Raw genomic sequence first — 21,277 nt, 5'->3', positions numbered from 1 at the left:
GTTGCAAAAAATTCTCCCTCCTTCAACCGACACGCCTTGCCGGCGACAGGATCGCAGCATGACCCAACTTTCCACCGAACAGATGGCCGCCGATTGGCGGCGTCTGCTGCTCCGCTTTACGAGCCATGTCCTGCAGCGCGTGCGGGTGTTGGCCGAGGAGCACCGGGAAGCACTGGCCAGCCATTTCTACCAGCAGATGCTGCAAGACTCGGCGGCGTCCAAGCTGCTCTCGCACGAACAGGTGCAAGACCGGCTGCACGGCTCGATGCAGCGCTGGGTGGCGGCCGCGTTTGCCGCCGGCCCGGAGGACGACTTGCAGCCGGTGGTAGCGCGCCAGATGCAGATCGGCGAAGTGCATGCACGCATCGACGTGCCGGTGCACCTGGTCCTGCGCGGCACCCGCAGCCTGAAGTACAAATTCTACGAATTGCTGGACGCCGACCAGGAACTTAAGGAGGCCGAGCGCACCGACGCCGCCCGCCTGGTGCACGACGTGATCGACTTCGCGATGGAAATCATGAGCCACGCCTATTCCAGCTCGCACGACCGCAATTCGCGCGCGGCGGAGGCGTACCGGCTGTTTTCGGTGGTGCAGGACGTTGCGACCGAACGCGAGCGCCAGCGCGCCGCGCTGCTGGACTGGGAAAACCACCTGATGTTCGAACTGGCGGTCGGCCAGGGGGCGTCTCGCCTGCCGCGCCTCGGCTCAGCCGAGTTCGGCCTGTGGTTTCGCCACAAGGGCGCGCATGCGTTCCAGGGCGCCGCCGAAACCGACCTCATCCTGCAGGCGATCGACCATGTCGACGCGGTGCTGCTGCCGGTGTTCGACCTGCCCGCGCGCCCCGGCGAGGACGAGCGCGTGCAGCACCTGCGCGAATTGCGCGAACAGGCCAGGACCATCGCCTTTCATCTCGATGCGCTGTTCCAGCAGAACAACGAACTGGAAGCCGGACGCGACGTCCTGACACGCCTGTTGAACCGCAAATTCCTGCCGGTGGTGCTGCGCAAGGAAGTGAGTTACGCGCGCCAGCGCGGCGCCAGCTTCGCCATTCTCGCGATCGACATCGACCACTTCAAGCAGGTCAACGACAGCTACGGCCATGAAGCCGGCGACATGGTGCTGCAGCAGGTCGCGGTGCTGCTCGCCAACAGCAGCCGCGGCGGCGATTATATTTTCCGCCTGGGTGGCGAGGAATTTCTGCTGTTGCTGGTCGATGTCGACCAGCAGCGCGCGCGCAAGGCCGCGGAAAAACTGCGCCAGCAGATTGCAAGCGAAAGTTTCCGCCTGCCGCAGGAGCGCAGCCTGACGGTTACCATCAGCGTCGGCCTGGCCCTGTACAACGGCCATCCCGACTACAAGCGCATGCTGCGCCGCGCCGACGATGCGCTGTACCGCGCCAAGCATGGCGGGCGCAATTGCGTGGTGGAAGCCGAAGAATAGCAAGGCGGCGGTGCGGCCTTGCCGGAGGATTTGCCGACGGTCGCCGGGCCGCTTCCATGCCAGATGGAGTATTTTAAAACCCGCCCTGAATACCGGCGGAATTGCGCTATTTTCCTGTATACTCCCGCTAATGACGAACCGCGCCGTCAGCCAGCGCCGGCTTCGGCTGGCTCCACGGCGCCACTTTCGGCAGCAGCAGCATGCCCGGCAGCGCCAACGCGAAGCAGATCAGAAAGAAATTGAACCAGCCGGTCTGGTCGACGATGTAGCCGACCGAGGAATTGATGAAGGTGCGCGGCACCGCCGCCAGGCTGGTGAACAGAGCGAACTGGGTGGCGGTATAGCGCGGATCGGTGGCAGTGGCGATGTAGGCGACGAAGGCAGCGGTGCCGACGCCGACGCCGAATGCCTCGAAGCCAATCACCAGCGCCAGCACCAGCGGATCGGCGCCGACCTGCGCCAGCCAGGCGAAGCCGAGGATCGCCACCGCCTGCACCACGCCGAAAATCCACAGGCCGCGATTGATGCCGATACGGATCATCCAGACTCCGCCCAGCAGGCCGCCGACCAGGCTGGCCCAGAAGCCGGTGGTCTTGGCGATCACGCCGATCTGGGTCATCGTGAAGCCGAGGTCGAGATAGAACTTGGTGGCCAGAGCGGTGGCCATCGAGTCGCCCAGCTTGTACAGGAAGATGAAGCCGAGGATCCACAGCGCGTTGGCCCAGCCGCCACGCGCGATGAATTCGCGAAACGGCAATACCACTGCCTCACGCAGGTTTTTCGGCGGAGATCCATACACCGCCGGCTCCCTGATCAGCAGCGTGCAGACCAAGCCCGGCAGCATGAACGCGGCGGTAATCCAGAATACCGCCTGCCACGCCATCAGGTCGGCCAGGATCAGCGACAGCGCGCCCGGCACCATGCCGGCCACGCGGTAGGCGTTGACGTGCACCGCGCTGCCCAGCCCCTGCTCGTTGTCTTCCAGCAGTTCGCGCCGGTAGGCGTCGATCACGATGTCCTGGCTGGCCGACAGGAACGCCACCGTCGATGCCACGAAGGCGATCAACCCCACCTGCGTCTGCGGATCGAGCATGCCCATGCCGCCGATCGAAAAGAACAGCAGTACCTGGGTCAGCGCCATCCAGCCGCGCCGGCGCCCGAGCGAGCCGAAATGGTAGCGATCCATCAAGGGCGACCACAGGAATTTCCAGGTGTAGGGGAACATCACCAGCGCGAACAAGCCGAGCGCCTTGACGTTCAGGCCGGACTTGGCGAGCCAGGCCTGCAGCAGGCTCAAGAGAATGAACAGCGGCAGGCCGGAGGTGAAGCCGAGGAAGACGCAGATCAGGATGCGGCGGTTGAGATAGCTTTGCAGTGGCATTGCGGCGTCCCGATGGTCGGTAGAGTGCGGAAAATTATCTTTTCTTGAGGCGGAAGATCGCCAGGCTGCCGCGCCAGTTCGGCAGCAGCGTCACCTGCCGGCCGTCGTCCAGCGCGACCCGCTCCAGCACTTCCAGCCCGACCTCGTTGGCCAGTTGCTCGAAATCCGGAATCGTCGCGCAGCGCAGGTTGGGCGTGTCGTACCACTCGTAGGGCAGCGATTTCGAGACCGGCATGCGGCCGCCGAGCAGAGCCAGCCGGTGCGGCCAGTAGCCGAAATTCGGGAACGAGACGATCGCCTCGCGCCCGACGCGGGCGATGTCGCGCAGGATGCCTTCGACATCCTTCATCATCTGCAGCGCCGACAGGCACAGCACGGTATCGAAGGCGTTGTCGGCGAAGATCGCCAGCCCCGCCTCTAGGTCCTGCTGGATCACCGACACCCCGCGCGCCACGCACAGCGGGATCTTGTCGTCGTCGATTTCGACGCCGTAGCCGGTGCAGCCCTTGTCGCTGCGCAGATAGTCGAGCATGACGCCGTCGCCGCAGCCGAGATCGAGCACATGCGAGCGCGCGCCGACCCAGTGCGCGATGAAGGCGAGGTCGGGCCGCAGGCGGCTGAGTTCGCGGAAATTCATGCCTGTCTCCCGAGTTCCTGCCACACCCGGTCGTAATAGGTGCGGATCACGCTCATGTAGCGCGGGTCTTCCAGCAGGAAGGCATCGTGCCCGTGCGGCGCGTCGATTTCGGCATAGGTGACGCGGCGCCGGTTGTTGACCAGCGCCTGCACCATCTCGTGGCTGCGGGCCGGCGAAAAGCGCCAGTCGGTGGAAAACGACACCAGCAGGAAATCGGCCCGGGTGGCGGCCAGCGTTTTGGTCAGGTCGCCGTCGAAGGCGCGCGCCGGATCGAAATAATCGAGCGCCTTGGTGATCAGCAGATAGGTGTTGGCATCGAAATATTCGGAAAATTTCTCGCCCTGGTAGCGCAGGTAGGATTCGATCTCGAAATCGATGCCGAAGCCGAACTGGTAGCCGCCATTGCGCAGATCGCGGCCGAATTTTTCCGCCATATCGTCGTTCGACAGGTAGGTGATGTGGCCGATCATGCGCGCCACCCGCAAGCCGCTTTTCGGCACCACGCCATGCGCGTAGTAGTCGCCGCCGTGAAAATCCGGATCGGACAGGATCGCCTGCCGTGCGACGTCGTTGAAGGCGATGTTTTGCGCCGACAGCTTGGCGGTCGAGGCGATCACCACGCAGTGGCGCAGTCGCTCTGGATACAGCAAGCTCCAGGCCAGCGCCTGCATCCCGCCCAGCGAGCCGCCCATCACCGCCGCCCACTGGCCGATGCCGAGCGCGTCGGCCAGCCGCGCCTGCGCATGCACCCAGTCCTCGACCGTCACCACCGGGAAATTGGCGCCGTACGGCTTGCCGGTGCCCGGATCGGTGTGCATCGGCCCGGTGGAGCCGAAACAGGAACCGAGGTTGTTGATGCCGATCACGAAAAACTTATTGGTGTCGAGCGCCTTGCCGGGGCCCACCATGTTGTCCCACCAGCCGGCGCTTTTCGGCTCGCCGGCGTAGGTGCCAGCCACGTGGTGCGACGCGTTCAGCGCGTGGCACACCAGCACCGCGTTGCTGCGTTCGGGGTTCAGGCTGCCGTAGGTTTCATACACCAGCGTGTAATCGGCGATCGACGCCCCGCTTTGCAGTGGCAGCGGGGTCGAAAAATGCATGGTCTGGGGTGCTACGGTTCCAATGGACATACGTTCCTGGTCAAGCCGGATGGGGACTGCTGCAACGCGGCCGCTGCCTGAATTGAAAAAGCCCGACTGCAATCCGCTGGTCGGGCTAGACGATGCCTGCACTTCAAGCACGCTTTAGCCGTATTTATCAAGGCGCCCGCAAGCTGGTATCAAATCGGCGCAAAGCGTAAGAATAACCAAGTCGCCGGGCAGCGTCAAACGGCCACATCCGGCCGTCCGCCGTCACAGGTTGGCGAGCATGCCGACCGCCTCGCCGATCGCATCCGGCTCGGTGGCGCGCAATATCTTCCTGGTCTGCTGCGTCAGCGACCCCAAATCGCTATTCAGAATCTCCTGTTTCACCGCCAGCAACTGCGACGGATGCATCGAGAATTCCAGCAGGCCCATGCCCAGCAACAGCCGCGTCAGGCGCGTGTCGCCGGCCATTTCGCCGCACAGCGAGACCGGAATGCCGGCTTTCCTGCCGCCGGCGATCACCAGCGACAGCAGATGCAAGATGGCCGGATGCAATGGGTCGTACAGATGCGCGACCTCATGATCGACTCGATCGACCGCCAGCGTGTACTGGATCAGGTCGTTGGTGCCGATCGACAGGAAATCCATGCGCTTGACGAACATCGGCAGCGCCAGCGCCGCTGCCGGCACCTCGATCATGGCGCCGACCTGGAGCAACGGATCGAATTTCTTGCCGGCCACTCGCAGTTGCGCCTTGGCGTGCTCGATTTGCGCCAGCGCCTGGTCGATCTCGAACGCGTGCGCCAGCATCGGGATCAACAGCTTGACCGGGCCGAAGGCCGAAGCGCGCAGGATGGCGCGCAATTGCGCCTGGAAAATTTGCGGCTCGGCCAGGCAATAGCGGATTGCGCGCAGGCCCAGCGCCGGATTTTGCGCGGTGTGCTCGGCGCTATCGAATGGCTTGTCGGCGCCGATGTCGATGGTGCGGATCGTCACCGGCCGCCCCTTCATCGCCACCACCGCCTTGCGGTAAGCCTCGAACTGCTCGTCCTCGGAGGGCAGTTTGTGGGTATGGCCGATGCGGCCCATGAACAGGAATTCAGAGCGGAACAGGCCGATGCCGGCGGCGCCCACTTCCATCGCCGCCGCGCAATCCTCCGGCAGCTCGATATTCGCCAGCAAGGTGATCGGCGTGCCGTCGCGCGTGACGCTGGCGGTCTTTTTCAGCTTGCCGAGCTTCTTGCGGGTGCGCAGCAGGCGCGCCTGCCATTCGCGGTACTGCTCCAGCACCAGCGGCGGCGGATCGACGATGACGACGCCGGCATCGCCGTCGATGATCAGCCAGTCGTCGTCCTGGATCAGGGCCGACGCATTGTCCATGCCGACCGCGGCCGGAATGTCGAGGCTGCGGGCGACGATCGCGGTATGCGAATTCTGTCCGCCGAGGTCGGTGACGAAACCGGAAAAGGCGCGGCTACGGAATTGCAGCATGTCGGCCGGAGAAATGTCGTGCGCGACGACGATCACGTGCGCCGCCGCCTCGTCGCCGTCGAGGTCTTTTTTCGGCAGTGCGTGGGCCGTGCCGACCAGCACTTTCAGCACCCGTTCGCCAACCTGTTGGATATCGACCTTGCGCTCGCGCAGGTAGGCGTCCTCGATTTCGTCGAACTGCGCCGACAGCTCGCCGATCTGGGTCTGCAGCGCCCATTCGGCGTTGTAGCGGCGGCGGCGGATGATGTTCACGGTGGATTCGGCCACCATCGGGTCCGACAGGATCAGCGCATGGACGTCGATGAAAGCGGCCAGTTCAGCCGGAGAGTCGGGCGGCAGCTCTTTCCAGATCGTCTGCAATTCCTTCTGCACCGCGGCGATCGCGCTCTTCAGGCGCTGGACCTCGGTTTCCACCTCGGCTTCGCTCACCAGTTCGTGCTTGATCTCGTGCGCCGCCGGCGCCAGCAGGTGCGCCCGTCCAATCGCGATCCCGCGCGAAACCGGAATGCCATGTAGCGTGAAGGATGCCATCGAGTTCAGTCTGGGTTGCGTCTGCATGCCGGCCCCGCCCGGGCCCGCCGTCATTCGGTTTCGTCAAATTTCCTTGCAATCAGCGCCGCCAGCGCCGCCACGCATTCGGCTTCATCGGCGCCGGAAGCCTCCAGCGTCACGGTCGAGCCGCGGCCGGCGGCCAGCATCATCACGCCCATGATCGATTTCGCATTCACCCGCTTGCTATTGCGCGTCATCCAGACTTCGCTGTCGAATTGCGCCGCCAACTGCGTCAGTTTCGCGGAGGCGCGGGCATGCAGCCCAAGTTTGTTGATGATTTCGGTTTCTTGCTGAATCATATTGTAGTTTTTTTAACGAGTGCCAATAAACCCTCCGGCCGCGGCCGCTAGCTGATCGACAAGCGGATCCGGTGATCGACCCGCAGCGCGCCCGCCTGGCCGCCGGCCAGCGCCATTTGCGCCGCCACTTCCAGCGTGTCGTTGCGATAGGTAATGGCGCGCAGCAGCATCGGCAGGCTCAGGCCGGCGATCACCTCGACCTTGCCGGCGACGGCGATGGCGTCGCTGCAGTTGGACGGCGTGCCGCCCATCACATCGGTCAGCACCAGCACGCCGCTGCCGTCGTCCAGACGCGCCACCGCCGCCTGCGCCAGGCGCCGGACTTCGGCCGGGTCCTGGTCGGGCCGCACGTCGAGTGCCTCGATCCGTGCCGGGCAGACGCGGAACACGTGCGCGGCCGCGGCCAGGAACGCTTCCCCCAGCGGCGCGTGGGTCAAAAGAAGAATGCCAACCATAGCCTTGAAGTGTCAGTCACCGGCTGGCCTGGCGCCTGCGCGCCCCGGCCCGGAATCCGGCGCCCATCATTATGCATTCTTCGCCGGCGCGCTGCGCGCCAACATCAGCACGCCGCTTCCAGCGCGTCGATGAACATGGCGGCGACATCGAAGCCGGTCTGCTGCTTGATTTCCTGGAAACAGGTCGGGCTGGTGACGTTGACTTCGGTCAGGTAATCGCCGATCACGTCCAATCCTACCAGCAACAATCCGCGCTGCGCCAGGATCGGCGCCAGCGTTTCGGCGATTTCGCGGTCGCGCGCCGAGATCGGCTGCGCCACGCCGACGCCGCCGGCGGCCAGGTTGCCGCGCACTTCGGTCCCTTGCGGAATGCGCGCCAGGCAATACGGCACTACTTGGCCGCCGATCAGCAGGATGCGCTTGTCGCCCGCCGCCACTTCGGGGATGAAGCGCTGCGCCATGATCATGCGCCGCCCGTTGTCGGACAGCGTCTCGATGATCGCGCCCAGATTCAATTCGTCTTCGCGGACACGGAAAATCCCGGTGCCGCCCATGCCGTCCAGCGGCTTGAAGATCAGGTCGCGGTGCTCGGCATGGAAGGCCCGCAGGCGCCGCTCGTCGCGCGTGACCACGGTCTCCACCACGAATTGCGGGAATTCGGCGATCGCCAGCTTCTCGTTGTGGTTGCGCACCGCCAGCGCCTGGTTGACCACCCGTACGCCCTGCGCCTCGGCGCGCTCCAGAAGATAGGTGGTGTAGACATATTCCATGTCGAACGGCGGATCCTTGCGCAGCAGGATCGCGTCCAACCCGGCCAGCCGCGTCGGCGCCGCTTCCGAGGCGCGGTACCAGTCGCCGGTGTCGCCGGTCAGGGTAACCCGCCGCGCATTGGCGACCACCTCGCCGCGCTCCAGCGCCAGGTCGCCCTGCTCGAATGCGTACAGCTCGTGGCCACGGCGACCGGCCTCGGCCATCATGGCGTAGGTGGTGTCCTTGTAGGTCTTGAAGCTGGCGAGCGGATCGGCGAGGAAGGCGATTTTCATAGTTGGGCTTGGGGGAGAATCATATACTCCATGTCATATGCAATAATTTCGGACGTCGTTCCGCTGTTTCTTCAGCATACTCCACTATTAATTTTGTCGCTCCCGCGCAGGCGGGAGCCTAGTGGCGTTTGGCGGTTGCCCAACCAGTCTTTCTGCGGGAGCCAATCTTGCTCAAGCTCTGCTCTGATTGGTTGGGGACAGAGTAGCTCGCCGCCTACGCGTCTCACAAACTCTGTCCCGCAATGATTAATATATTTCCGGATTCGGATCGGTCTTTTCCAGCTCCAGCGACGCCGCCAACAGCGCCAGCCGCGCCACCACGCCGTACATGTAGAAACGGTTGGGCGCGGCGGTGCCCGGCTTGGCGTGCAGATCCGGCAGCGCGTGCTGCTGGGCGAAGGCCAGCGGCACGAAGTGGGCGCCCGGCGCATTCAGGTTTTCGTTGACGCCACGCTCGGCGTGCACGCGGTAGAAGCCGCCGACCACGTAGCGGTCGATCATGTAGACCACCGGCTCGGCGACGGCGTCGTTGATGCGCTCGAAGGTATGCACGCCTTCCTGCACGATCACTTCCGACACCGCCACCCCTTCCTTGATCACCGACATCTTGCTGCGCTGCTTGTGGTTCAGGTCTTTCACCTGGCTGCCGTCGGTCACCGTCATGATGCCCATGCCGTAGGTGCCGGCATCGGCCTTGATGATCACGAACGGCGTTTCCTTGATGCCGTATTCGCGATATTTCTTGCGGATCTTGGTCAACAGAGAGTCGACGCTGGCCGCCACGCACTGCTCGCCGCTGTGGTGCTGGAAATCCACTTCGCCGCACTTGGCGAAGAACGGATTCAGCATCCACGGGTCGACATCGATCATCTTGGCAAACTTCTTCACCACTTCGTCGTAGGCGGCGAAGTGGTTGCTCTTGCGCCGCACCGCCCAGCCGGCATGGAGCGGCGGCAGCACATTCTGTTCATGCAGATTTTCCAGCACCGCCGGAATTCCTGACGACAGGTCGTTGTTCAAGAGGATGGTACAGGGATCGAAATTCTTCAGGCCCAGCCGGCGTCCGCCGGCCAGGTGCACCAGCGGCTCCAGCATCAGCGTGCTGCCGTCCGGCAGATGGATCGGGGTCGCCTCGGCCAGGTCCTCGTCGAGCGAACCGAGCCGCACGTTCAAGCCGGTCTGGCGGAAGATCTGCACTAGGCGCGCGATGTTTTGCAGGTAAAACGAGTTGCGCGTATGGCGCTCGGGAATCAGCAGCAGGTTCTTGGCGTCCGGACAATATTTTTCGATCGCCGCCATCGCCGCCTGCACCGCCAGCGGCAGCATTTCCGGCGCCAGGTTGTTGAAGCCGCCGGGAAACAGGTTGGTATCCACCGGCGCCAGCTTGAAGCCGGCGTTGCGCAAATCGACCGAGCAATAGAACGGCGGCGTGTGCTCCTGCCATTCGAGCCGGAACCAGCGCTCGATGGCCGGCGTCGCATCCAGAATCTTCTTTTCCAGCTCGAGTAGCGGGCCATTCAGGGCGGTGACGAGATGCGGAACCATACAAACCTTTGATTGAACTGCACAGGAATTGACGCCGATTCTAACGGCAATTCCCACCCATCGTCGATTGCGCGACGAGGGGCGGGGACAAATCAGCGTGCCAATGCAATTCAGATCAGGGCGAATCCGGGGTTTTAAAGTGCCAACGCACAAAACGCTCCGGGCGGGAGCGTTTTCTGTCTTTTTCGCAAAATTTGAGGCTAGTAGTGATAAGCCGATTCGCCGTGGCTGGCAATATCCAGCCCTTCGCGCTCGTGCTCTTCGCCCACGCGCAGGCCGATCAGCAGATCCACCAGCTTGTAGGCAATGAAGGCCGCCACGCCCGACCAGGCGATCGTCACCAGCACGCTCTTGACCTGCACCCAGAGCTGATGGCCGATGACAAAATCGGGGCCCTGCGTCCCGCCCAAGGCCGGCGCCGCCAGCACGCCGGTCAGGATGGCGCCAAGGATGCCGCCCACCCCATGCACCCCGAACACGTCGAACGCATCGTCGGCGCCCAGCAGCTTCTTCAGGCCGCCGACGCCCCACAAACAGACCAGTCCGGCCAGCAGCCCCAGCACGATCGCGCCCATCGGGCCGACGAAGCCGGCCGCCGGCGTCACTGCCACCAGGCCGGCGACGGCACCGGAGGCGGCGCCCAGCATCGACGCCTTGCCCTTGATCAGCGCCTCGCCGCCGATCCAGGACAGCGTGGCGGCGCTGGTCGCCAGCATGGTGTTGATGAAGGCAAGACCGGCGACGCCGTTGGCGGCGCCGGCCGAACCGGCATTGAAGCCGAACCAGCCGACCCACAGCAGCGAGGCGCCGACCATGGTCAGGGTCAGGCTGTGCGGGGTGAACGCTTCGCGCCCAAAGCCGATGCGCTTGCCGAGCACGAAGGCGCCCACCAGGCCGGCCACGCCGGCATTGATGTGCACCACGGTGCCGCCGGCAAAATCGAGCGCGCCATCCTGCGCCAGCCAGCCGCCACCCCACACCATGTGCGCCATCGGAACGTAGCTGAAGGTAAACCAGAGGATGGCAAACAGCAGCACCGCGGAAAACCGGATGCGCTCGGCAAACGAGCCGACGATCAGTCCCACCGTGATCGCCGCGAAGGTGGCCTGGAAGGCGATGAACACATATTCCGGAATGGTCGGCAGCGCCGCCGACAGAGACTCCGGCGCAACCCCCTTCAGGAACAGTTTGCCGAAGCCGCCGACGAACTGGCCAGTACCGCCAAAGGCCAGGCTGTAGCCGTAAATCGCCCACAGCAGGTTGATCAGCGCAAAGATCACGAACACCTGCACCAGCACCGACAGCATGTTCTTGGAGCGCGCCAGGCCGCCGTAAAACAACGCCAGTCCGGGGATGGTCATCAGGATCACCAGCATGGTCGAGGTCAGCATCCAGGCGGTGTCGCCGCCATCCAGCTTGGCCGCCGCGGTAGCGGCAGGAGCGACGGCTGCGGCGACCGGTGCGGTTGCCGTGCTTTCCGCCGGGGTCGGGACCGGCGTCTGCGCCAGGGCGGCGCCGCCCAGCAACAGTCCGAACCCCAGGATGAAGGATGCGAGCAGATTTTTCATATTGTTTCCTCTTGGGTACGATTGGATGTCAGAGCGCTTCCTTGCCGGTTTCCCCGGTGCGAATCCGCACCACCTGCTCCAGCGCCGTGACGAAAATCTTGCCGTCGCCGATCTTGCCGGTGCGCGCCGCGGTCTGGATCGCCTCCACCGCATGCTCCACCACGGCATCCTCGACCGCCGCTTCGATCTTGGTCTTGGGCAGCAGATCGACCACGTATTCGGCACCGCGATACAGCTCGGTATGCCCTTTCTGGCGACCGAAGCCCTTGACCTCGCTCACCGTAATGCCCGGTATGCCGATCTCCGACAGGGCTTCGCGCACTTCGTCCAGCTTGAACGGTTTGATGATCGCGGTAATCAGTTTCATGTCAGCCTCCTGCGCAGATATGTTTAAAAGAGCGCTTAAAACGTTTTGGAAAGGGACAGCACGGCCGTGGTGCCGCCAATGTCCTTGGTGTTGCCGGCACCATCGGTGACGATGTACCAGGCGCGATCGGCATTGGTGCCGACCAACGCCAGCCCCAGCGTGGCGAAGCCAAAGTCGCGCGCGACGCCGAGCTTGTAATCGGTGTAGTTGAGCTGGCCGTAATGGCGCACGGTCTGGCGCCCGGCGTGCAGGGTCAGCGTGGTCTTGTCGGCGACCTCAAAATTCGCGTTCAGGTCGAGATAGCCGGAACCCCTTGAGCCGCCGTTGGCCCCGCCCGAGCGCGCATTCAGGCCGAAAAAGTCGGTCAGGCCATAACTGTACTTGACGGAAAACCAGCGATAGCCGAAGCCGAAATACAGCTCGCCATTGTTGTATTTCTCGCCGCTGCTGCCGATCGAGGCTCCCGGGTAGTAGTAGTACAGCAGACCGATGTCGGCCATGACGTCCTTGACCGGTTCGAACTTGTAGCCGCCATAGAAGTCCATTTCGAGACCGGCGCCATTGTTATACTGGTTGCCGCTGACGCTGGAATTCCAGTTGCCGACATACAAACCACTGGGATGGGCGTAATCGAAGCCGCCCTGCAGCGCCGGCTGCCGAAAGCTTTGCGACAGCCCGCGAAAACGGTAGTCGCTGACCACGGTCAGGTTGACACTCAGCGGCGCGGCTGGGGTGGCCGGTTGGGCCGGCTCGGCAGGAACTGTCTGGGCGGAAACGGACAGGTTGAACCCGGCCAGCAAAGCGGCGGTGAAGAGCGGTTTTTTCATCAGACTCCCCTTGGACGGTGTGAAAACATGGCTGAAGCTGGGGTTTCAGGCTAGGATTAGCAGGAGACGTGCCAGCCGCAGCCGGCGGCCGCGCGTAGGTTTTTGCCCCATCGCATGGCCCGATGCGGGTTGGATGGCAGTGCGCGGTGAATCGCGCACCAGAATGCAGCGGGCCGGCCCCAAAAACGCACCGTCCCGGTGCCGGCGCAAGGACGACCAGCAATGGAAAGGAACGCTATGGACAAGCCCAATTTTTTCGACGACATGCAGGCCAAAATCAACAAGGTGATTGAAAACTCCCCGGCCAAGGACCTTGAAAAGAACGTCAAGGCGATGCTGAACTCGGGCTTCGCCAAGCTCGACCTGGTGACGCGCGAAGAATTTGAAGTGCAAGCGCAAGTGCTGGCAAAAACCCGCGCCAAGCTGGAAGACCTGGAAGCGCGCGTGGCGGAACTGGAAATCCAGGCCGGGAAATAGGCGCGGCGCCAGCCTTGGCGTCGAACCGCTACTGAAAGACCAGATCGTGACCCTGACACTTGGCAACGGCGTCGACAGGATTCGCCTAACCCGCATGCGCGCGGCGCGCCCTTGCCGATGAGTCTCGCGGTCCTGAAAAGCCGGGCGTTGGCCGGCATGGAGGCGCCGCAAGTCACGGTTGAAATCCATCTGGCCAACGGCTTGCCGTCGTTCACCATCGTCGGTTTGCCGGAAACCGAAGTCAAGGAATCGAAGGACCGGGTGCGCGCGGCGCTGCAAAATGCGCACTTCGAATTTCCGGCGCGGCGCATCACCGTCAACCTGGCGCCGGCCGATTTGCCGAAGGAATCGGGCCGCTTCGATCTGCCGATCGCGCTCGGCATCCTGGCGGCTTCGCAGCAGATGCCGGCCGACGAACTGGGCGACTACGAATTCGCCGGCGAATTGTCGCTGTCGGGTGAACTGCGACCGATCCGGGGCGCGCTGGCAATGGCCTTCGCGATGCATCGCGCGCCTGGCGCCAACGGCCGCCGGCCGGCTTTCATCCTGCCGCGCGCGAATGCCGAAGAAGCGGCGCTGGTGCGCGAGGCCAGCATTTTCCCGGCCGACTCGTTGCTGCAGGTATGCGCCCACTTCGCCGCCAGGGACGGCACGGCCAGGCTGACGCGGCATACCGCGCGGCCGTTGGTAGACCCACCGAGCGGCCCTGATTTCAGCGAAGTGAAAGGGCAATTGCCATCCAAGCGGGCGCTGGAAGTAGCGGCCGCCGGCGGCCACAGCATCCTGCTGATCGGCCCGCCGGGCACCGGCAAGTCGATGCTGGCGACGCGTTTTGCCGGCATCCTGCCGCCGATGACCGACCAGGAGGCGCTGGAGTCGGCCGCGGTGCAGTCGCTTTCTTCGGGTTTTTCCAGCGCGCGCTGGAAGCGGCGGCCGTTCCGCGCGCCGCATCACACCGCCTCCGGCGTGGCGCTAGTGGGCGGCGGCGGCATTCCGCGTCCCGGCGAAATTTCGCTGGCGCATTGCGGCGTGCTGTTCCTGGACGAATTGCCCGAATTCGACCGCAAGGTGCTGGAAGTGCTGCGCGAGCCGCTGGAATCGGGCCGCATCACGATTTCGCGCGCGGCGCGCCAGGCCGACTTTCCGGCCCGCTTCCAGTTGATCGCGGCGATGAATCCCTGCCCGTGCGGCTATCTGGGCCACGCCGCCAACCAGTGCCGCTGCACGCCGGATCAGATTGCGCGCTATCAGGACCGGATTTCCGGGCCGTTGCTGGACCGCATCGACATGCAGATCCAGGTCGGCGCGCTGGCGCACGACGATATGCAAAAACAGGCCGACGGCGAGCCGTCGGCAGCCATCGCGGCGCGCGTGGCCCAGGCGCATGCGCGCCAATTGCAGCGCCAGGGCAAGGCCAACCACCTGCTCTCGACCACCGAACTGGACGCGCTGTGCCGGCCGGATGCCGCCGGCGAACAGCTGCTGCGCGGCGCCATGACGCGCCTGAACTGGTCGGCGCGTGCCTATCACCGGGTCTTGAAGGTGGCGCGCACGATCGCCGATCTGGACGGCAGCGCCGGCATCGGCGTCCTGCATATCGGCGAGGCAATCCAGTACCGGCGCGCGCTGCGCGAGCGCTGACGCCGTCGAGACATCGGTAACGCGCGGCATGGTGCCGTCGGACGGCGCAGCCTGCGGTGCAGGCCGTGATAGCTGACCGGGTAGGTGTCGCCGCTTTCGCGGCAGCGATGCATGCGCGCAATCGCCCTCGCTCGGCATGCCAGCCGGACCTGCCATTGACGGCGAGAAAATCATGTTCTAATCCCGGCTCGCACCCGGCACGGAAGCCGCCACCCAAAAATCAGATGAATACGTATTTCAAGGCAGTATATATAAACTTCGCAGACATAAAGAGCGATAAAACTTTATATCACAGGGAGTATAAGAGGCGGCCGAAGGCACTCCCGGCGGCATCGATTGGCGCCGGCTGGCGATGCTGATCGGCTTTCTCTGCGCGCTCGGCGCCGGCCTGCTGTGGGGCCTGGTGTTCGTGGCACCGCTGATGCTGGCGGATTATCCGGCCGCCATGCTGTCGTTCGGCCGCTACTTCGCCTTCGGCCTGATCGCGCTGGCGCCGGCGGTGTTCGACCGCAAGCGCATCGCGCGCTTGTCGAGGGCCGACTGGCTGGTCGCCTTCAAACTGGCGCTGGTGGGCAATCTGCTGTACTACGCGGCGCTGGCCTCCGCCATTCAGTTGGCGGACGCACCGCTGCCGACCATGCTGATCGGCACCCTGCCGGTGGTGATCGCCATCTGCTCCAACCTGGCTCCCGGCCATCCCTCCGACAGCGTGGCTTGGCGGCGGCTGGCGCCATCGCTGGCGATCATCCTGTCCGGCCTGCTGCTGGTGAATGCCAGCGAGCTGCGCGCCTTCGACGGCAGCCGGACGCTGACCGACTATGCGCTGGGCTGCGCGATCGCGCTGGGCGCGGTGGCTGCCTGGACCTGGTATCCGATCATGAATGCGCGCCACATGAAAGCGCATCCGCACATCGGCTCCTCGACCTGGGCCACCGCGCAGGGCTTGGCGACGCTGCCGCTGGCGCTGCTTGGCTTGGCCGGCTACGGCTTGTACAACGGCCTCAGCGGCGGCGCCTATGCTTTCCCGCTGGGACCGCAACCGCTGCGCTTCGTCGGCCTGATGCTGGTGATCGGCCTGCTCGCCTCCTGGCTCGGCACGCTGCTGTGGAACCGCGCCAGCCAGCGCCTGCCCACCACGCTGGCCGGCCAGTTGATCGTATTCGAAACGCTGTCGGCCTTGTTGTATGCGTTCCTGTGGCGCGGCGTGCTGCCGTCGGCGCAGGCGCTGGCCGGGATCGCGCTCCTGTGCGCCGGCGTGGTGCTGGGCGTGCGCCTGTTCCGCGCGCCGCCGCATTAGAACCGGATTGAACCGGCCTGCTACCATGGCATCCATGTCAAACACGTTCAACTGGCGCCGCGCCGCAACCGCCGGCATCGCCGGCCTGCTCTTCGCGGCTTGCGCCCCACACTACGACTGGCGCGAAGTGCACGGCAGCAACGCGCCGTTTTCGGTGTTGCTGCCGGCCAAGCCGGCCACGCTGTCGCGCCCGGTCAATCTGAATGGCATCCAGGCAACGATGACGATGACCGCGGCCGAAGTCGATGGCGTCGCCTTTGCGGTCGGCAGCGCCGAACTGGCCGATGCAGCCAGCGCCGGCAGCGCGCTGGAGGCGATGCGCGAGGCGATGCTCAACAACATCGGCGGCAGCGTGCGCCACGAGGAGAGTAGCGCTTCCGGCAGCAGTCGCCGGATCGACCTCGAAGCTGGCGGCGCGCTGCCGGCGCACGGCAGCGCGGGGAGTGCGCCGCTACTGGTCGCGCGCTTCGTGGCGCGCGACCGGCGCGTGTATCAGGCGGTCGTGCTGGGGCCGGAAAGCGCGGTTTCGCACGAGGCGGTCGATACTTTCTTGAGCTCGTTCAAAGTCGATTGAGAGCGCTGGCAGTCGGCGCCGACGCGGGTTATTCTAGTTATACAGTTGCCATTTTCGTCATCCACACGGAGGCTCTATGCTCATCACCTTCAAATCCAAGGCCGCCGCCGATGTTCTGATGTACGAGCAGCATGCAAAGCGCATCCTGGATCTGCTGCACAAGGACGTCAAACGCGGCGTCATCACCGTGGCCGAACTGGGGCCGGCGCTGGACGTGCTGGAAACCGTGCTCGGCGAGTCGCGCAACCAGATGGCAGCCGAAGGCTTGCACCGCGAGACCGGCAATCAACCAGGCGAGCCTGGCGCCGAAGGCGAGGAGCATGCCGACTATGTCAGTTTCGCGGCGCGCGCCTATCCGCTGCTGGCGATGCTGCGCGAAGCCAAGAAGGGCGGCGTCAATGTCGCCTGGGGTATCTGATGGCGGCTGCCGGCGCTCCGGCGCGTGAAAAAATGCTGACGGCGGCCGACGGCACGCCGCTCTTCGTACGCGACTGGCCGCTGCCGGCCGGCATGGTGACGGCCGGCGCCGTCATGCTGATGCACGGACTGGGCGAACATTGCGGCCGCTACGCCCACGTGGCACGCTTTTTCAATCAGCGCGGGTACGTCGTGCGCGGCTACGACCATCGCGGCCACGGGCGCTCCGGCGGCGCGCGCGGCGATGTGCCGGATGACGCAGCCATCGTGCGCGACGCCCGACTGGTGCTGGATGATTTCATGCAGCCGGGAGGCGAGGCCGCCGCCAGCGGCCATTTGCCGCTGCTGTTCGGGCACAGCATGGGCGGCCTGTTCGCGGCGCGCTTTGCCACTGCCCAGACGGCGCCGCTCTCCGGCCTGATCCTGTCGTCGCCGGCGCTGGCGTTGCCGCTGTCCGGCGGCCAGAAAACCCTGCTCAAGATCCTGGCCGCGGCCGCGCCCGGCCTGGGCGTGCCAAACGGCCTGCAAACCCGCTACCTGTCGCACGACCCGGCGGTCGAAACGGCTTATAAGCAGGACCCGCTGGTGCATGCAAAAATCAGCGCACGGCTGTTGCGCAGCATGCTGGACGCGATCGAGTTTGCGCAAGCGCGGGCGCGGACGCTGGATATTCCGACGCTAATGCTGGTGGCCGGCGACGACCGGCTGGTCGACGCCAACGGCAGCCGCGCCTTCTTCCCCAAGCTGGCGCCCGGGCTTGGCACGCTGCGTGTCTACGACGACTTCTACCACGAGATTTTCAACGAGCGCGGCGCCGAACGGGTATTCGACGACACCCATGCCTGGCTGGCGGCGCAGGGTTTCGCGCCTCAGACGGCGGCGGCCGGGTTGGCGGGGACAGCGCCGGCATGGGCGGCGATTTCCACCTGATTATGGCCGCCCTGCTTGCTCGATAGCATCGCCTCATCGGCGCGCCGGAACAAGTCCTTGTGCGATTCGTCGGCGCGCAGGCTGGCCACTCCGACCGAAATGGTGATGGCCTGTTCCAGCCCGAAATTGAATTTCTCGATCTTTTGCCGCAGCCGTTCCGCGATCTTGTAGGCGGTGTCGGTATCGGTATCGCGCATGATGACGGCAAATTCGTCGCCGCCCCAGCGATACAGCAAGTCGTCGACGCGCAGACCCAGCTCGAACAGCCCCGCCACCTGTGTCAGCATCTGGTCGCCGACGCTGTGACCGTAGCGGTCGTTGATCGATTTGAAGTGATCGAAATCGATCAGCATCAGCGACAGGTCGAGGTTCTTTTCGCCGGCACGGCGCACCAGGGTCGGCAAGTGCTGGGAAAACGTGCGCCGATTCAACAAGCCGGTCAACTCATCGTGATTGGCGCGGTGTTCGGCGCGCTGGAACAAGGCTTCGTTTTCAATCATCTGCGCATGCAGCGTACTGAAAATGGCCACCAGTACCAGTACCACCACCGCCTGCGCCACCGCCAGGACCGTGCCGAACGGAAACAGGCTCTTGCCGATCGGCCGCAGCACGCCCGCATCCATGATCAGGAAGGTCGCGTAGTACAGTGCGACCTGGCCCAACCCGAAACGGCGCTGGTCATGAAACACCATACCCCAGTACACCGCCAGCAACGGCGCCCAATACAGGTAGGCGGCCAGCGTGTCGAGACTGGCTGGCGTCGGCAGCAGCGCCACCTGCAGCAGGACACTGCCGAGCGAGGCCCAGACCATCAGCGAGACGCCGATATCGACGTGGCGCAGGCGCGGCGCCTGCGGGCCGGGCAACCAGGTCGCTCCCCACAGCATCAAGAACAGTGCCGCCGTCAGCGCGCCGGCGAACAGATCCAGCCGGTCGCCGGCTTGCCATGCCCGTGCCATCCCCCATATCACCAGCAGCGGCAGCGCAAGCCGATACAGGTACAAGTGCCAGTTGCGGGCAATACTGGCCTGACTGGGAAGAGTGAATAGCATAGATATAGTTTATTTACAGCAATAATTTTAGTAACGGTACAGTAAACAAACGTGCTGTATTGTCAAATATTGCAAACTGTTATCAAAGTTACCTCTTCACAATCATCAAAAATCAGGAATATCTGGCTCATCGCTCACCGGGCGCCGCTACAATCAGGCTTTTCCCTCACCCCACGGCTGCCATCCATTTCATGTCCCTGCCCGCCCGCTCCAATTCCCCCCGACTTGACCCGTCTCCCGGGCACAGGCTGACATGCCCGGCATCGCACTGAAGCCTGATTCACTGGCTTTCAGCCTGGCCGGCGCGGCCCAGGCGGTGACGCTGGTACGCGCCGGCACGGCATTGCCGCAGGCGCTCACCACCGTATTTGCGCGCCCTGGCGCGCCGGCGGCGCGCGGCGCAATCCAGGACATCGCTTATCGCAGCATGCGCCAACTGGGGTTGACGCAGACCCTAGTCGCCCGGCTGACCGAGCGCGCGCCGCCGGCGCCGCTGCACAGCCTGTTGTGCTGCGCGCTGGCGCTGATGTGCGCGCCCGACGACACGCCGCCGTACGAGGCATTTACCGTGGTCGATCAGAGCGTCGCCGCCGCCGCGGCCGATCCGGTCGGCGCGCGCGCCAAGGGCATGGTGAATGCCGTGCTGCGGCGCTTCCTGCGCGAGCGGGAAACCCTGCTGCAACAGGCGCGCCAGACGCCGCTGGCGCGCTGGAACTATCCGCAATGGTGGATCGATGCGGCACGCTCGGCCTGGCCCCACGACTGGCAGCGGATTCTGGAGATCGGCAACATTGCCGCGCCGCTGACGCTGCGTGTCAACCGCCGGCATGGCAGCGTCGCCGATTACCTGCAACTGCTGGCGGCGCACGGACTGGCCGCCAGCCAGATCGGACCGGACGCGGTGCGCCTGCAGCGGCCGCTGCCGGTGGCGCAAATTCCGGGTTTCGAGCGCGGCCTGGCATCGGTGCAGGATGCGGCGGCGCAGTTGGCGGCGCCGCTGCTCGATCTGCGGGATGGCATGCGCGTGCTGGATGCCTGCGCCGCGCCCGGCGGCAAGAGCGGCCACCTGCTGGAATGCGCACAGGTCAACTTGCTGGCGCTCGACAACGACGCCGCGCGGCTGGCGAAGATCGACGACAACCTGCACCGCCTCGATTTGACGGCCACGCTGAAACAAGGAGATGCGGCGCAGGACGACTGGTGGGACGGCGTACCGTTCGAGCGCATCCTGGCCGACGTGCCGTGCACCGCTTCCGGCATCGTGCGCCGCCATCCGGACATCCGCTGGCTGCGGCGCAAGAGCGATACCGCGCAATTGGCGGCGCAGGCGGCGCGCATTCTCGACAATCTTTGGCGCATGCTGGCGCCGGATGGTAAATTGCTGTTTGTAACCTGCTCGCTGTGGCCGCAGGAATCCGAGGCGCAGGCCGCGGCGTTCGCCGTGCGGCACCAGGCTCGCCGCCTGGCAGCGCCCGGCCAATTGCTGCCGACGGCCAGCGCAACGACCGAACATGACGGCCTGTTTTATGCGCTGTTTCAAAAATCCTGATGCAAGTATTTTTTTCAACCCCTGGCACCAGCCTATTGCGCGGAGATCGGTCCGCAGCCGGACGCGCGTGAGGCGGCGGCTCCTTTCTTTTTCGCTGCCGTGGCTATTCGGGCTGCTGCTGGCCGGCATGCTGCAGGCGCCGGCCAGCGCGCGCGCCGCCGAGCAGATCGACCTGCTTGAAGCCCGGCTGGAAAACAGCGACGACGGCTACAAGCTGGCGGCCATTTTTTCCTTCGACCTGAACCATGGGCTGGAAGACGCGCTGAGCCGCGGGGTGCCGCTGTATTTCACCACCGATGTCGAAATCACGCGACCGCGCTGGTACTGGTTCGATGAAAAAACCATCCGCGCCACGCAGACCGTGCGCATCTCGTACAACGTGCTGACGCGCCGCTATCACGCCGGTGCCGCCGGCCAGTTGCAGCAAAGCTTCAATACGCTGGAGGATGCGCTGGCGCTGATCCGGCGCCCGACTCGCTGGCTGGTGGCAGAAAAAAATGTGCTGAAGGCGGGCGAAACCTACCGCGTCGCGCTGCGCATGGGGCTGGACGTGGCGCAATTGCCGAAGCCGTTCCAGATCAATGCGCTGAACAATAGTGACTGGCGGCTCTCGTCCGACTGGAAATCCTTCAACTTCAGGGCGGAATAG

Annotated in this window: 21 protein-coding genes; 9 read left to right on the top strand and 12 right to left on the bottom strand. The window is 64.6% G+C overall.

The features are described from left to right. Positions 1–58 precede the first annotated feature (58 nt). On the top strand, positions 59–1,441 hold the full coding sequence (locus ACK2VC_RS10560; protein WP_486730305.1) for a diguanylate cyclase: 1,383 nt from the start codon (positions 59–61) through the stop codon (positions 1,439–1,441). Between the two features lie 127 nt (positions 1,442–1,568). Here ACK2VC_RS10560 and ACK2VC_RS10555 read toward each other — a convergent pair whose 3' ends face one another. The 11 genes from ACK2VC_RS10555 to ACK2VC_RS10505 all read right to left on the bottom strand — a co-directional run bounded on the left by ACK2VC_RS10555 (position 1,569) and on the right by ACK2VC_RS10505 (position 12,691). Continuing rightward, on the bottom strand, positions 1,569–2,822 hold the full coding sequence (locus ACK2VC_RS10555) for an AmpG family muropeptide MFS transporter (RefSeq protein ID WP_486730304.1): 1,254 nt from the start codon (positions 2,820–2,822) through the stop codon (positions 1,569–1,571). A gap of 34 nt (positions 2,823–2,856) precedes the next feature. Beyond that, positions 2,857–3,459 (bottom strand): methionine biosynthesis protein MetW, encoded by a 603-nt coding sequence (gene metW / locus ACK2VC_RS10550; protein ID WP_486730303.1) that lies wholly within the window; start codon positions 3,457–3,459, stop codon positions 2,857–2,859. Continuing rightward, complete coding sequence (gene metX / locus ACK2VC_RS10545; RefSeq protein ID WP_486730302.1) at positions 3,456–4,589, bottom strand: homoserine O-succinyltransferase MetX; 1,134 nt, start codon at positions 4,587–4,589, stop codon at positions 3,456–3,458. Before metX ends, metW begins: the two co-directional genes overlap by 4 nt. Positions 4,590–4,811: 222 nt before the next feature. Beyond that, positions 4,812–6,566: a phosphoenolpyruvate--protein phosphotransferase gene (gene ptsP / locus ACK2VC_RS10540; protein ID WP_486733217.1), complete on the bottom strand. Its 1,755-nt coding sequence runs from the start codon at positions 6,564–6,566 to the stop codon at positions 4,812–4,814. A gap of 50 nt (positions 6,567–6,616) precedes the next feature. Then, positions 6,617–6,886, bottom strand: coding sequence for an HPr family phosphocarrier protein (locus ACK2VC_RS10535; RefSeq protein WP_486730301.1), 270 nt, complete (start codon positions 6,884–6,886; stop codon positions 6,617–6,619). 47 nt (positions 6,887–6,933) lie between these two features. After that, complete coding sequence (locus tag ACK2VC_RS10530; protein ID WP_486730300.1) at positions 6,934–7,341, bottom strand: PTS sugar transporter subunit IIA; 408 nt, start codon at positions 7,339–7,341, stop codon at positions 6,934–6,936. 104 nt (positions 7,342–7,445) lie between these two features. Then, complete coding sequence (gshB, locus tag ACK2VC_RS10525; protein WP_486730299.1) at positions 7,446–8,384, bottom strand: glutathione synthase; 939 nt, start codon at positions 8,382–8,384, stop codon at positions 7,446–7,448. Positions 8,385–8,630: 246 nt separating this feature from the next. After that, positions 8,631–9,929 carry a glutamate--cysteine ligase gene (gshA, locus tag ACK2VC_RS10520; protein WP_486730298.1) on the bottom strand — a complete coding sequence of 433 codons (1,299 nt, stop codon included), beginning with the start codon at positions 9,927–9,929 and terminating at the stop codon, positions 8,631–8,633. Positions 9,930–10,129: 200 nt separating this feature from the next. After that, a complete protein-coding gene (locus ACK2VC_RS10515) occupies positions 10,130–11,497 on the bottom strand; it encodes an ammonium transporter (protein WP_486730296.1) in 1,368 nt (455 codons plus the stop codon). A gap of 28 nt (positions 11,498–11,525) precedes the next feature. Continuing rightward, positions 11,526–11,864, bottom strand: a complete 339-nt coding sequence (locus tag ACK2VC_RS10510; RefSeq protein ID WP_486730295.1) for a P-II family nitrogen regulator — start codon at positions 11,862–11,864, stop codon at positions 11,526–11,528. Positions 11,865–11,899: 35 nt separating this feature from the next. Continuing rightward, complete coding sequence (locus ACK2VC_RS10505) at positions 11,900–12,691, bottom strand: TorF family putative porin (protein WP_486730294.1); 792 nt, start codon at positions 12,689–12,691, stop codon at positions 11,900–11,902. A 237-nt stretch (positions 12,692–12,928) separates the two neighbouring features. On the opposite strand from ACK2VC_RS10505, the gene ACK2VC_RS10500 reads away from it, so the two are divergent. The 6 genes from ACK2VC_RS10500 to ACK2VC_RS10475 all read left to right on the top strand — a co-directional run bounded on the left by ACK2VC_RS10500 (position 12,929) and on the right by ACK2VC_RS10475 (position 18,027). Continuing rightward, complete coding sequence (locus ACK2VC_RS10500; RefSeq protein WP_486730293.1) at positions 12,929–13,168, top strand: accessory factor UbiK family protein; 240 nt, start codon at positions 12,929–12,931, stop codon at positions 13,166–13,168. A gap of 117 nt (positions 13,169–13,285) precedes the next feature. After that, positions 13,286–14,809 (top strand): YifB family Mg chelatase-like AAA ATPase, encoded by a 1,524-nt coding sequence (locus tag ACK2VC_RS10495; RefSeq protein ID WP_486730292.1) that lies wholly within the window; start codon positions 13,286–13,288, stop codon positions 14,807–14,809. Positions 14,810–15,161: 352 nt separating this feature from the next. Then, positions 15,162–16,106, top strand: a complete 945-nt coding sequence (locus tag ACK2VC_RS10490) for a DMT family transporter (protein WP_486730291.1) — start codon at positions 15,162–15,164, stop codon at positions 16,104–16,106. A 34-nt stretch (positions 16,107–16,140) separates the two neighbouring features. After that, positions 16,141–16,680 (top strand): hypothetical protein, encoded by a 540-nt coding sequence (locus ACK2VC_RS10485; RefSeq protein WP_486730290.1) that lies wholly within the window; start codon positions 16,141–16,143, stop codon positions 16,678–16,680. Between the two features lie 76 nt (positions 16,681–16,756). Beyond that, on the top strand, positions 16,757–17,098 hold the full coding sequence (locus tag ACK2VC_RS10480; protein ID WP_486730289.1) for a DUF1840 domain-containing protein: 342 nt from the start codon (positions 16,757–16,759) through the stop codon (positions 17,096–17,098). After that, on the top strand, positions 17,098–18,027 hold the full coding sequence (locus ACK2VC_RS10475; protein WP_486730288.1) for a lysophospholipase: 930 nt from the start codon (positions 17,098–17,100) through the stop codon (positions 18,025–18,027). Before ACK2VC_RS10480 ends, ACK2VC_RS10475 begins: the two co-directional genes overlap by 1 nt. On the opposite strand, the gene ACK2VC_RS10470 is transcribed toward ACK2VC_RS10475, so the two are convergent. Beyond that, entirely contained in the window at positions 17,967–19,079 is a 1,113-nt protein-coding gene (locus tag ACK2VC_RS10470) for a GGDEF domain-containing protein (protein WP_486730287.1), read from the bottom strand. The genes ACK2VC_RS10475 and ACK2VC_RS10470 overlap by 61 nt on opposite strands. Positions 19,080–19,332: 253 nt before the next feature. Here ACK2VC_RS10470 and rsmB point away from each other — a divergent pair, with 253 nt between their 5' ends. Further along, positions 19,333–20,628: a 16S rRNA (cytosine(967)-C(5))-methyltransferase RsmB gene (gene rsmB / locus ACK2VC_RS10465; RefSeq protein WP_486730286.1), complete on the top strand. Its 1,296-nt coding sequence runs from the start codon at positions 19,333–19,335 to the stop codon at positions 20,626–20,628. Positions 20,629–20,695: 67 nt separating this feature from the next. Continuing rightward, complete coding sequence (locus ACK2VC_RS10460; RefSeq protein ID WP_486730285.1) at positions 20,696–21,277, top strand: DUF4390 domain-containing protein; 582 nt, start codon at positions 20,696–20,698, stop codon at positions 21,275–21,277.

It is taken from the genome of Herbaspirillum sp. WTB6, from assembly GCF_057457785.1.
Note: the sequence above shows the minus strand (reverse complement) of the source record. Positions and strands in the feature narration are given on the sequence as shown.